The following is a 13,421-nucleotide window of genomic DNA, read 5'->3' on the forward strand; positions in this document are numbered from 1 at the left end:
TCAGAGTTTGCAGCACGGTGGCGAAATGAAAAATGTGAAGATAAACAAACCGACATTACTAACTGACGGTTGTATCTAATACTGGGGGCAGGTCACCCGGAGGAGAGACAAAGTTAGTCGAGTCAAAAAAATGGCAGACTCCAACCCAGCGATTTTATGAGGTTGATTTATACTCAACTTTTTTGGGCTCTGAAATAAATGATGACATAGAACGACAATTATTTGGCCCTATAGATAACAATGGTTCAACATCTATTCGAGCTTTTCTCGGAGATGATCAAGCTCAGTGGCATAATAGTTTTCGTGATTTGTTTACGTACATCGACTCTCAGAAATTACGAACACCTAAAGGTTTGGATTGGATTAAAAGCAAATACTCTGAGTTAAATCAAAGCCAACTTATGATGGAAATGCAATCACTTAGAACAATGCATTGTACATTATGGGCCGAGGGAGTACGGGAGTTAGTTTCAGCATCAGAATCTGAAACCAAATTCATCCTTTCAGACCATCCAGTAACTGTTTACAACTATGCTTGCCCTCCCGATTCTGAACTTTGTATTTATCCTAATGATCCAGACATTACGCTTAAAGGCTCACAAACAATATTTCCTTTAGACAAAAATCGCTGTTTGATTCTGACAAATCTTGAGTATGCACAAGATCCAAAAAATATAAACCCAATTCAGCAACGAACTAATGCCACTCGACAAAGAAATAGTATGGTTAATACTATTAATTTCATTAATAGTCGAAAACTTACTGATGATGAAGTAAAAAAAATAAACTACATCATAAAAAGCAGATCTAACAAATCCATTGCCGCAGGTCGGGAAGATTGGCTTCATCCTGAAAAAGATATTAAGAATGATTGGGCTGAATTACGCCATGTGCTTTTACCATCATTGAATGGGGTAATGGGTTTTGGAGGAGAAATGTATGTTAAGTTTGAGGATGGCTCAGTACACTATCAAGATGCATTTGGTAGAACATCTAGCGCACACGAATTTCTCCAGAAAAACACAAGCAAAGAGCGAATAGGTCGTAACTCTATTTGTGGATGTGGCAGTGGTAGAAAATACAAATACTGCTGCCTTAATCTTGCTGAAAATTTGCGTACATCATGGGATGTATTAAGTATTAGAGAAAGGAATCTCGCATTTTGCGCTTGCATTAAAGATGTTTTGGGTCTAAACAAAGGTAAGACGTGGTTAGACGTCAGAAGAAATCTTTCCGAAGATGATATTATAAAGATATATGAATTCTATTCAGTCTTATGGCCTGCTGATACAGATATATATGCTCTGCTACCAAAATCGGATGGGAAATTACGAGGCTTATATTCTGGGCCTGTAGATATCCGAACCATAACTGAAAATGCCTTACCAATAGCTTCATTATTTGATGAGTTTTTGATTGAAACTCCCATATGTAACCCCAATGTTACCAATCCAGAATTTAGCCCCATCAAATCTCCATCGCAATATAAATATCAGTCCCTTAAGGATTTCTTGTTTTTCCTTCACATGGAACCATTTATTGGACTTGGCTTGATAAATGTTATTCCTGAACCAGTCGAATTTGATATTGAACTCATGCAAGCAATGTTAGGCATGGCCAGGGATAGAAGCCAAAGAAATGAGCCTATACACAAGCAAGATTTACAACGACATTTCAAGTTAGCTACTGAGGACTTACTAAATTCAACAGCATTTATGCCTAGGGCTAGGAGAGTTGATTTCCTTGTAAGTGAGTTTGGTTTAGATGAAGTGTCAGCGAGTGATATAATTACTATATCAGAACTAAATGCAGAGTCATCACCGCTAACGCTGTTACAAAAAACATCAGTAGGGAGTGGTGGGCAATTAATAATGTCGCGGAATGGACCTAATTATGAAATGGCTTTATTTACAGCCCAAGTAACAGGTTCAGTTATTGTGACTGATAGTATTTCTAGATGGAAACAATTATATTCCGCACAACACCGTAATCAAGGTATATCTTCTTTCCCATGGGGTAAAGCACTTAATGCTTTTAATATTGTGCCTCTTGATCTTCAGTTTGAGGAGACGTTCACGAAGTCCCAAGGACCATTCTCCAAGACAAGAAACCTGCTTAAAGAAGTCGACCAAGCAGTTTTGAGAAATAATCGTACACCAGCACATATACAGCTCATCACCACTCACATCAATGACTTAATCAAACAGCTAAATACAGGTAACGAGTCATTAGTCCTTAAAAATATGATGATATCATCTCCAGATGGAGGGTTTTATGATAGGAATGTTCAGCGATTGCTGGCCCGTTCAAGTTGTCTTAAATACGATGATAATGTTAGGTCAATCTTGGGTATTGACATTACAACCTTGTAATCATAGCCACTTAGTTTTCTTAAGAATGGTACATGAACTCATGTTTAATTCGGTTTATAACTGAGAAATGCAAAAAGGGCTACGCCGATGAAAGCAGTAGCCCTGTGGTCATTCATTGTACACAAATGAGAATAACGCTCAGTTATTTAAATATTAAGTTGAGAGGTAGAATAAAGAACCCTGTCTAACAGCCTGTATCGCTCCCTGAGAGCTTTTTGGCATGTAGGTAATGCGATGGTGCAGCTGGCGACTCAAAGTTGATTACAGAGCTTCCTGTGAAGGGTTTTAATGCAGCGTATTAACCGTCTTAAATTTTACCCTTGAAGCTGAAAATGTTTGCTGCCCTTTGCCAGTAGAATACTTCCCACGGTTTTTGGCAATATATGAGATTCTTTCGACCGTGTCCACCAGCGAACCGTGATCACCTCTTTTGATTCTGTATCTACCGTCAGGTACATGGACACGAGAAGCTCCATTGGTTAGCTCAGACCAGATACGATTGATCCGGCCCACTATACCTGTATCCGCAAAACCTGCCGTTCTAACTTGAAAGTATGGTAGAGCAATCCAGCAATGATAATGAAGCTGTTTAGCCGTTTCAGTTTCCCCACCCCAACCATATCCACAGTTTGTTATTCGCTGACCATTCCATGCCTTTGCTGTAAACTCACCACGTAGCTTGGTAAATAACTTACTAACCAATTTGTTGCTATCAGCAACGGACATCCCTTCTGGTACAGATAAGTCAAAACGAAAAGCGAAAAGTTCGTCGTAGTGTGACAGCATAGCATGTAGCTGATCGATGAACCTGTCGATAATTTCTTTTCGTATTGGGCTACTATGTTTACTTAACGGATCATGGTTAAGCTTGTAAGCCAAACCATTATGGATATACGTTGTAGAATGGATCAGAGTGTAATGACCGTTGTCACGGTGAGATGTCATTAAATTGATGGATTGGGGTAAAGATAAAACAGACTGCTGCATACGCCTCCTTCTAGAGTGTCAGATAGGTGTAAATCCTTATACAGGTATTAATAAAAACCAGTAGCAAACAGAAACGCAAAAAGCCCAGCAGACCACACCATTTCTGGCGTTGGAATACAGGCATCACAGAATTTTTTACTCAGAAACGTTTCTGTATTGAACCAGAAACTTTTATTAGATTACCATTGGATTTTATGTTTCGCAAGGGCCTAGCTGGCGCTTGTGTATTCCTGATTACAGCATGGGCAAAAATTAGCGTGGTTAGGGGAGACCAAGAACCAGCGAGATACGCCTGAGCGGTCGATGATGTAATCAGCTAAACCAGCCTTAGACAGCATAGACAAATTGCGGTGTGTAGTTGAAAGTGGGACGTTTAAAAGCTTTGAAAGTTCTAGCGCTGTGCTTGGGATAACGGTTCGGGTTAGGTGGTAGAGGACATTGATACGTGAAGTGGTAAGTGTTAATCCTGCTGACTTCAGAGTGCTTGCCACGCGTTTACGCTCATTCAATGACGGAGGAGCAAACGCTGGCAGATTGAATTTGAGATACAAGATTTTTCCTCTGCAAGATGATTTATTACAGAGGGTATTTTATCATAAAACCGCCAAATTGAGAATCATTATCACTTAAGCCAGTCAATGCAGTCGATAACCGGAAGCAAAGCAGAAACGTTAAATTCATGTATATATACTTGAGTCTGACCAATGCGAGTTAGCTCGTGTCCGACCGTCCGTTGCACAAGTGGCAGATTGTTAGTTTTCGCAGCTTCAGTGATGAAAGTATGCCGTAAACTGTGAATGATGCGGCGACGCTTAAAGTCATCGAGGTAATGTATATTCAGCGTTTCTCGCATTCCGTGAAAAATGCGTGTGAGCTGAGTCTTATTAGTAACTTCAGGGAAAAGTCTTGCATCTGGATTTTTGTTTTTGAGGTAACTTAAGAAACCCATATCTACCAAGCAAAGCGAAAGAGGAATTTGTCGTATTCCGGCATCAGTCTTACTGTCTTGAATCATAATGTAGTACCGCTGGCTATCGTCATCCAGACGGATATCCGAAACTTTCAATGCTGCGATTTCGGAGCGGCGAGCGCCGGTATAAGCGAGCAGCAAAAACACCCATTTTTTCCAGTCCTCAAGCGTCGTAAAATACGCCACCAACTTTCGCATCTCAGTAAGGCTATAGTTACCATAGCTGCGGCTTTTAGCTTCATATTTGACATTACTAGTTGGTGATGACTCAAGAACGTCTTCTTCTTTGACAAGGTAGGCAAACAATCCTTGGCATAGCTTTAAATAACCGTTCACTGTTCTTGAGGATACCAGATCATTTTCAGGGATATCATCCGCATCTAGACATTCTTGAGTAGTCATCCTGTTGTACGGTTTTTTGTTCTGTTGAGGAAGTCCCTCAGCCATCTCGAGTAAATTTTTGATATCACGGCGGGTAATACTATTGACGATAGTATCAGCCCCCAGAACAGCCTCAATGACTTCGTAATACTTTTCATTTTCCTGGCGTATCTTTGGAGTCCAATCCGATTTAAATTTTACAAATCCCTTCCATGCCTCGGATAGTGACAACGCAGAGGCTTGTGATTCTTCTGACTTACCAGCTTGACCAATTACATAGCCGCTTTCAGGTCGCAAAGAACTGAGGATCTGTCGATATTCGGAATGTCGGGAGTCGAGAAAGGCTACATGTGCATCAAGGCAATGTTTCCACATGAGGTCATATTCTGCTGCTATACAATCAATCTCATCCACCATGCCTGTAATGTCATACTGCCTGCTAAGATGTTCGATAACAATGTCTTCCGACAAAGGTGGACCATCAGTTGTGAAAGTATCACCAAGCACGTCCCCTAAGAGTGTGATGTTACTTTTTTGACTAATCGATGAAGTCGAGCTACGCAGACCCCTACGCACAGTTTCTGGAATCTTTTTTGCTGCGGAATAAAAGGCTGCCTGAATACTGAGCAAATAATCATCAATGTCTTTTTGTTCTAATTTCTTCATTTTATGCACTATGTCCAATAGGAGGGCTGGCTCCATCTTGGACGATTTTACAAGAGAAATGAACACAGAGAGACGGGAAGATATAAACCTTGCTCTGCTAGCTGAATCGCAGCCCAGAGACACGCGAAAGAATCCACCTAAAGGTAGTCTGAAATGGAGGCAATAGCGGTTGCCACGCTTAAGAATATTTGGGATGGAACAGCCGTTGGTGTGCCTCGTTTGTATCACAGTCTGTGTCACATTTTCACCTGTTAAGGCCTGAGACACACCAACGTATTGTTTTAGAAGAAGTTGAAGCTGACCGATAAGCCGGGTTCTGTCGTGGACAGTCATTCATCTAGGCCAGCAATCGCTCACTGGCTCAAGCAGCCTACCCGGGTTCAGTACGGGCCGTACCTTGTGAACCCCTATTTGGCCTTGCTCCGGGTGGAGTTTACCGTGCCGCGAACTGTTGCCAGACGCGCGGTGCGCTCTTACCGCACCCTTTCACCCTTACCTGATCCCGCTTGCGCGGGCCATCGGCGGTTTGCTCTCTGTTGCACTGGTCGTAGGCTTGCGCCTCCCAGGCGTTACCTGGCACCCTGCCCTATGGAGCCCGGACTTTCCTCCCCTCCGCCCGTCTCCCCCGAAGAGGACGACGACGAAGCGGCGACTGTCTGGTCAGCTTCGGCGCGCAGTATAGAGGGTTTGCGCCCGCGTGTCACCCTTCCGTCGACATTCCCACCGCCAGCGTCGCCGCGATATTTCGCGAGGCACGGTAAATGTTGTCAAACGCGCCGCGAAACGCCTCCTCCAGCGTGCCAATCGTGGTCAACACACTGAACACCGCGTCGATACCGTACTGATGCACCACGCCGACATCGCTGGTCAAACTGCCGGCGATACCAATCACCGGCTTATGGTATTTTTTCGCTACCTGCGCCACACCCACCGGCACTTTGCCGTGAATGCTCTGGCTATCGATGCGCCCTTCGCCCGTCACTACCAGCGTGCAGTCGTGGATATGCTCCTCAAGATTAAGCGCCTGGGTAACAATCTCAATGCCACTGCGCAACTCCGCACCGAGAAACGCCATCAACGCTGCCCCCATACCGCCCGCCGCGCCCGATCCCGGCACGCACTTCACATCGATATGCAGATCTTTTTTGATCACCTCGGCGAAGTGATCGAGGCTGCGATCCAGCTCGACGATCATCGCTTCCGTCGCCCCTTTTTGCGGGCCGAATATACGCGATGCGCCGCTCTCGCCGGTGAGCGGGTTGGTCACATCGCAGGCCACGCGGATCGTACACTCCTGCAAGCGCGGATCGAGGCCAGAGAGATCAATATGATTGAGGCCGATCAGGCTTCCGCCGCCATGACCAATCTCTTTGCCGTTAGCATCCATAAGACGCGCGCCCAGCGCCTGCACCATACCGGCCCCGCCGTCATTGGTCGCGCTGCCGCCAATGCCGATGATAATGTTGCTCGCCCCCTTATCCAGCGCCTGCAAAATAAGCTCCCCGGTGCCGCGCGACGTGGTAATTAACGGATTACGTAATTGAGGCGCGACCAGAGCCAGCCCGCTTGCCGCCGCCATCTCAATAAAAGCGGTTGCGCCATCGCCCGAGCTTCCCCAGCAGGCCTCAACCGGCTCGCCCAACGGGCCGGTCACGCGGGCGGTATGCATCGTGCCCTGCGTGGCGGCGATCATCGCCTCTACGGTACCTTCACCGCCATCCGCGACAGGAACAGAGACATAGTGCGCATCGGGAAAGATCTCCCGAAATCCTTTTTCTATTGCCTGCGCGACCTGCGTCGCAGAGAGGCTTTCTTTATAAGAGTCTGGGGCGATTACGATTTTCATAGTGGTGAGCCTGGTCAAGCCGCGCACGTCACCCTGCACGCGAAAGGAAGCCTGCAGAAGTGGATATCAAGAGAAGCAAGGGCGCGCCTGCGCCCTTTCTGATTAACGAGTGACTTCGACTTTCGCCAGTTTCTCGTAGTAGCACGCCAGCGCGCTGTGATCGGAGGTGCCCATGCCATCGGCGCGCAGCGCCTGCATCATTTCCATCACCGCCGCGGTCAGCGGCAGCTGCGCGCCGACGCCGTGCGAGGTATCCAGCGCATTTGCCAGATCTTTGATATGCAGATCGATCCGGAAACCCGGTTTAAAGTTGCGATCCATCACCATCGGCGCTTTTGCCTCCAGCACCGTACTGCCCGCAAGGCCACCGCGGATCGCCTGGAAGACCAGATCCGGGTTAACGCCCGCTTTCGTCGCCAGGGTTAAGGCTTCCGACATCGCGGCAATGTTAAGCGCCACAATCACCTGGTTTGCCAGCTTGGTGACGTTGCCCGCGCCGATATCACCGGTATGCACCACCGATCCCGCCATCGCTTTCATCAGGTCGTAGTGCTTATCAAACACGGCTTTATCGCCACCAACCATCACAGAGAGCGTGCCGTCGATCGCTTTCGGTTCGCCGCCGCTGACCGGCGCATCCAGCATCTCCACACCTTTCGCTTTCAGTGCTTCGCTGATTTCACGGCTTGCCAACGGCGCAATGGAGCTCATGTCGATCAGCACCGTGCCCGCTCTCGCCCCTTCAATAATGCCGCCTTCACCCAGCGCCACCTCTTTGACATGCGGCGAGTTCGGCAGCATGGTGATGATGACATCACACTGCTCGGCAATGGCTTTGGCATTGCTCGCGGTTTCTGCTCCGGCGGCGACCAGCTCGCCCACCGCGTCACTGTTGCGGTCGACGACCACCAGTGAGTAACCGGCTTTGATGAGGTTTTTACTCATGGGTTTACCCATGATGCCGAGGCCAATGAAACCGACTTTCATCGTCATAATTGCGTCTCTCTCTTTCAGGTGGTGAGGTTATTTTTTAAAGGCGTCGGCGAGTCGCTGCGTCGCCGCACGGAATACGCCCAGATCGCTGCCGACGGCAACCACGGTCGCGCCCCACTCCAGGTAACGACGCGCGTCCGCCTCAACCGGCGCCAGGATGCCGCTCGGTTTGTTGTGTGCCTTCGCGCGGGCGAAAATATGTTGAATGGTGCGTTGCACTTCCGGGTGCGCAGCGTTGCCGAGGTAACCGAGCGTCGCCGCCAGGTCACTTGGCCCGACAAACACGCCGTCCACGCCGTCGGTCGAGAGGATCGCGTCAAGGTTATCGACGCCCGCCTGGCTCTCTATCTGCACCAGAATGGAGATATTGGCGTTGGACTGGCGGAAGTAGTCCGGCACGGTGCCGAACATATTGGCGCGGTGCGATACGGAGACGCCGCGAATGCCTTCCGGCGGATAGCGGGTCGCCGCCACGGCCAGCAGCGCATCCTCTTCACTCTCGACGAAGGGAATCAGGAAGTTATAGAAACCGATATCAAGCAGGCGCTTAATGATCACCGCATCGTTGGTCGGCACGCGTACAACCGGCGCGCTGACGCTGCCTTTGAGCGCCATCAGCTGCGGTACAAAAGTGAGCACGTCATTGGGCGCGTGTTCGCCATCAAGCAGCAGCCAGTCGAAACCCGCCAGCCCCAGCACTTCCGTGCTGATATGGCTACCCAGCGCAGACCAGCAGCCAATCTGAACCTGCTGCGCGGCCAGCGCGGCCTTGAATTTGTTAGGGAAGATATCGTTAGTCATCTTTTGTACCTTAAATGTGTTGGTGCTTATTTCTTCAGTTCCATACGTTTGATGTCGCCGACGACAAACAGGTAACAGACCATCATCATCAGGGCTGAACAGCCGACGAATACCAGCGCACCGTTGAAGGAGTGCAACTCTTTTACCATGTAGCCGATAACCAGCGGCGTCGCGATAGAGGCCACATTACCAAAGACGTTAAACACGCCGCCGCACAGGCCGACAATCTCTTTCGGCGCGACGTCGGAAATCACCGGCCAGCCGAGCGCACCAAAACCTTTGCCGAAGAAGGCCAGCGCCATCAGCGCGACCACCAGCGCGGTGTTGTCGGTGTAGTTACAGAGGATAATGCTGGAGGCCAGCAGCATCCCCATCACGATAGGCACTTTACGCGCCACGGTCAGGGATGAGCCACGTTTAATCAGGTAATCGGAGAAGAGCCCGCCCAGCACGCCGCCGACAAAGCCACACAGCGCCGGAATGGAGGCCACAAAGCCCACTTTGAGGATCGACATCCCCTTCTCCTGCACCAGGTAGATGGGAAACCAGGTGAGGAAGAACCAGGTGATGGTGTTGAGGAAGTACTGCCCAAAGAAGATGCCCAGCATCATGCGGTTGCTCAGCAACTGCTTGATGTAATCGAGCTTCGGCCCGGCTTTCTTGTCGTCGCCCGCTTTTTTGTGGTCCATATCAACCACCGCGCCGTTCGCCGCAATGTACTCCAGCTCTTCGCGGGTCATACGCGGATGGTCGGTTGGGTTATGCACAAACTTCACCCACGCAAAGGTCAACACAAAACCGATCGCGCCCATGACGGTAAAGACGTGCTCCCAGCCCCAGGCGTAGGTCAGCCAACCGAGCAGCGGCGAGAAGAGCGCCAGCGAGAAGTACTGTGCTGAGTTAAAGAGTGCCGAGGCGGTGCCGCGCTCCTTCGCCGGAAACCATGCCGCAACGATGCGCGCATTTGCCGGGAAGGAGGGCGCTTCAGAAAAACCGAGCATAAAGCGCATGATAAACATCGACACCCCGGCCCAGGCGAGCGGGAACACATCAACAAAACCCTGCAGGAAAGTGAAGAGCGACCAGAAAAAGAGGCTGTAGGTGTAGACGCGTTTGGAGCCGAAGCGGTCGAGCAGCCAACCGCCGGGGATCTGCATCAGCAGGTAGGCCCAGCCAAAGGCGGAGAAGATGTAACCCATCGAAACGGAATCGAGTTGTAGCTCTTTGGCGACATCGGTTCCGGCAATAGAGAGCGTGGCACGGTCAGCGTAGTTGACTGCGGTGACAATAAATATAATCAGCAAAATTAAATAACGGGTAGGAATCGCCCGTTTTGCTTCGACGGTTTGTTCAATAGCCATTTTAATTTCCTCGGACACCGCTAACTTTTAAATATATTTATTTGGGTGGTTTATCTGATGGTATTTAACGACGTAGAGTTAATTCAGATAACAGATACAGAGATTTAATTAGCCCTCAGTATAAGCAGCGCCGGGAGAGCACACATTGTAACCTTGCTCAATTTTTTAACTATTTAAAAAGATTATTTTGAGCATATGCCCATAAAGCTGGGCGCTGATGCACACTTCTTGCATTATGCCGCCGCGCAGCGTGCGGCCCGGCGTTAATAAGTGATATGCGTCACATTTTAATAATTGAACTCCTGACATTCTTATTTCCAGTAAACAAGACTTTTCTTGCTGATATTAATTACAGAGTAAAGATCTGGTTTCTCTATTGTGAGTGATGCAGCGTACAGTGAGCGGGAGATAAATTAATAATGTCCGACATTCAAATAAGAGAGCAAATGCCTGGCGCGTTTTATATTAAGGTTCACGACACCGATAATGTCGCGATTATCGTTAACGACAACGGCTTAAAAGCCGGTACCCGCTTCCCGGATGGTCTGGAGTTGACTGAGCATATTCCGCAGGGGCATAAAGTTGCGCTGGTCGATATTCCTCATCACGGCGAGATCGTGCGCTATGGCGAAGTGATCGGCTATGCCGTGCGCCCGATCCCGCGCGGCAGCTGGATCGAGGAATCCCTCGTTGAGCTGCCGACGGCCCCTCCGCTCAACACCCTGCCGCTGGCAACCAAAGTGCCCGAACCCTTGCCGCCACTGGAGGGGTATACCTTCGAAGGCTACCGCAACGCGGATGGCAGCGTCGGCACGAAAAATCTGCTCGGCTTAACCACCAGCGTGCACTGCGTGGCCGGGGTGGTGGATTATGTGGTGAAGCTGATTGAGCGCGATCTGCTGCCAAAATACCCGAATGTTGACGGCGTGGTCGGCCTTAATCACCTTTACGGCTGCGGCGTGGCGATTAACGCCCCGGCGGCGGTGATCCCAATTCGCACTATCCACAACATCTCCCTTAACCCGAACTTCGGCGGCGAAGTGATGGTGATTGGCCTCGGCTGTGAAAAATTACAGCCGGAGCGGCTGCTACAGGGAACGGATGATGTGCAGGCGATCCCGGCTGACGGCGCCAGCATTGTGCGTTTGCAGGATGAACATCATGTGGGCTTCCGCTCAATGGTGGATGACATTCTGCAGGTCGCCGAGCGGCATCTGATCAAACTCAACCAGCGTAAACGCGAAACCTGCCCGGCTTCGGAACTGGTGGTTGGCATGCAGTGCGGCGGCAGCGACGCCTTCTCCGGCGTGACCGCTAACCCGGCGGTGGGCTTTGCTTCCGATCTGCTGATCCGTTGCGGCGGCACGGTGATGTTCTCGGAAGTAACGGAAGTGCGTGACGCTATCCACCTGCTCACCCCGCGCGCGATTAACGAAGAGGTGGGCAAACGCCTACTGGAAGAGATGGCCTGGTACGATAACTATCTCGATCTTGGCAAAACCGACCGCAGCGCTAACCCATCGCCCGGCAACAAAAAAGGCGGGCTGGCTAACGTGGTGGAAAAAGCGCTGGGCTCGATTGCCAAATCAGGCAAGAGCGCCATTTCCGAGGTGCTCTCCCCAGGCCAGCGCCCGACCAAACGCGGCCTGATCTACGCCGCCACACCGGCCAGCGATTTCGTCTGCGGCACCCAGCAGGTCGCCTCCGGCATTACCGTGCAGGTCTTTACCACCGGTCGCGGCACGCCCTATGGGCTGATGGCGGTACCGGTGATCAAAATGGCGACCCGTACCGAGCTGGCAAACCGCTGGTATGACTTAATGGATATTAATGCGGGCACTATTGCCACCGGCGAAGAGAGCATTGAAGAGGTGGGCTGGAAGCTGTTCCACTTTATTCTCGATGTCGCCAGCGGGCGTAAAAAAACCTTTTCCGATCAATGGGGATTGCACAACCAGCTGGCAGTGTTTAACCCGGCGCCGGTGACCTGATCCCCGCAAGAAGATGTATAAACCTCACCCTTAGCATGGCTCCGGTCATGCTTTTTTTTGCCCCTCGTCCTTTCATTCTCTTTCCCTCCCTTTCGAAAGTTTCGCTTTTACGATTCAAATCACAAAAAAGCATTCCGAAAGACTATATCTTCTTTCGAAGAAAATAAACGAAAGGGTTCGGAGGCAGGATGTTTATCATTTCCACCAAAACCATGCTCACTAAGGCGCAGCGCGAAGGCTACGCGGTGCCTGCTTTTAATATCCATAACCTCGAAACGCTTCAGGTTGTCGTTGAGACTGCCGCCGAGTTGCGCTCACCGCTGATTGTAGCGGGTACACCAGGGACCTTTAGCTACGCCGGGATCGGCAATATTGTTGCCATTGCCGCCGATCTGGCAAAAACCTACAACCAACCGCTGGCGATCCACCTCGATCACCATGAAGCGCTTGCCGATATTGAGCGCAAAGTACACGCCGGGGTGCGCTCGGTGATGATCGACGGTTCGCATCTCCCCTACGCGGAAAATGTGGCAGTGGTAAAAACCGTTACCGACTTCTGCCATCGCTATGACGTCAGCGTTGAGGCGGAGTTGGGGCGTCTTGGCGGTCAGGAGGATGATCTGATCGTCGACGCCAAAGACACGCGTTTTACCAATCCGCAGCAGGCGCAGGATTTTATCGAAAAGACGGGTATCGACTCGCTTGCGGTGGCGATCGGTACCGCACACGGCCTCTACAGTGAGGAGCCAAAGCTCGATTTCGACAGGCTGGCAGAGATTCGCCAGGCCGTCGAGGTTCCGCTGGTGTTACACGGCGCTTCCGGCCTGCCTGCGGCCGATATTCGCCGCGCTATCGGCCTCGGCGTCTGCAAGGTCAACGTCGCCACCGAACTCAAAATCGCCTTTTCCGACGCGCTTAAGGCGTACCTGCTCTCGCACCCGAATGCCAGCGATCCGCGCCACTACATGGTTCCGGCCAAAGCCGCCATGAAAAAGGTGGTACGCAAAGTCATCCACGATTGCGGCTGTGAAGGGAAGCTGTAAGCCCACCCAT

General features: G+C 50.1%; 9 protein-coding genes and 1 other RNA gene. 3 read left to right on the plus strand and 7 right to left on the minus strand.

Translation table 11 applies throughout. The features are described from left to right. Positions 1-62 precede the first annotated feature (62 nt). Entirely contained in the window at positions 63-2,372 is a 2,310-nt protein-coding gene (locus ABIC80_RS19710) for a DUF4238 domain-containing protein (protein WP_429178411.1), read from the plus strand. A gap of 285 nt (positions 2,373-2,657) precedes the next feature. Here ABIC80_RS19710 and ABIC80_RS19715 read toward each other — a convergent pair whose 3' ends face one another. The 7 genes from ABIC80_RS19715 to ABIC80_RS19745 form a co-directional block, all read right to left on the minus strand. After that, positions 2,658-3,359: a YagK/YfjJ domain-containing protein gene (locus tag ABIC80_RS19715; RefSeq protein WP_429178378.1), complete on the minus strand. Its 702-nt coding sequence runs from the start codon at positions 3,357-3,359 to the stop codon at positions 2,658-2,660. 622 nt (positions 3,360-3,981) lie between these two features. Next, on the minus strand, positions 3,982-5,376 hold the full coding sequence (locus tag ABIC80_RS19720; protein ID WP_429178380.1) for a tyrosine-type recombinase/integrase: 1,395 nt from the start codon (positions 5,374-5,376) through the stop codon (positions 3,982-3,984). A 289-nt stretch (positions 5,377-5,665) separates the two neighbouring features. Then, an RNA gene (gene rnpB, locus ABIC80_RS19725) (RNase P RNA component class A) lies at positions 5,666-6,044 on the minus strand. Positions 6,045-6,076: 32 nt separating this feature from the next. Then, positions 6,077-7,222 carry a glycerate 2-kinase gene (garK, locus tag ABIC80_RS19730; protein WP_312277574.1) on the minus strand — a complete coding sequence of 382 codons (1,146 nt, stop codon included), beginning with the start codon at positions 7,220-7,222 and terminating at the stop codon, positions 6,077-6,079. Positions 7,223-7,324: 102 nt separating this feature from the next. After that, positions 7,325-8,215 (minus strand): 2-hydroxy-3-oxopropionate reductase, encoded by an 891-nt coding sequence (gene garR, locus ABIC80_RS19735; protein ID WP_023480910.1) that lies wholly within the window; start codon positions 8,213-8,215, stop codon positions 7,325-7,327. Positions 8,216-8,245: 30 nt separating this feature from the next. Next, positions 8,246-9,016 carry a 2-dehydro-3-deoxyglucarate aldolase gene (gene garL, locus ABIC80_RS19740; RefSeq protein WP_023480795.1) on the minus strand — a complete coding sequence of 257 codons (771 nt, stop codon included), beginning with the start codon at positions 9,014-9,016 and terminating at the stop codon, positions 8,246-8,248. A gap of 26 nt (positions 9,017-9,042) precedes the next feature. After that, positions 9,043-10,377 carry an MFS transporter gene (locus tag ABIC80_RS19745; RefSeq protein WP_200134844.1) on the minus strand — a complete coding sequence of 445 codons (1,335 nt, stop codon included), beginning with the start codon at positions 10,375-10,377 and terminating at the stop codon, positions 9,043-9,045. Between the two features lie 419 nt (positions 10,378-10,796). Here ABIC80_RS19745 and garD point away from each other — a divergent pair, with 419 nt between their 5' ends. Next, positions 10,797-12,368: a galactarate dehydratase gene (garD, locus tag ABIC80_RS19750; protein WP_429178382.1), complete on the plus strand. Its 1,572-nt coding sequence runs from the start codon at positions 10,797-10,799 to the stop codon at positions 12,366-12,368. Positions 12,369-12,556: 188 nt separating this feature from the next. Further along, complete coding sequence (locus tag ABIC80_RS19755; RefSeq protein ID WP_429178384.1) at positions 12,557-13,411, plus strand: tagatose bisphosphate family class II aldolase; 855 nt, start codon at positions 12,557-12,559, stop codon at positions 13,409-13,411. Positions 13,412-13,421 lie beyond the last annotated feature (10 nt).

Origin of the sequence: Kosakonia sp. 1610 (genome assembly GCF_050435845.1) — a bacterium.
In the GTDB taxonomy this organism is placed as follows: Bacteria; Pseudomonadota; Gammaproteobacteria; order Enterobacterales; family Enterobacteriaceae; genus Kosakonia; species Kosakonia cowanii.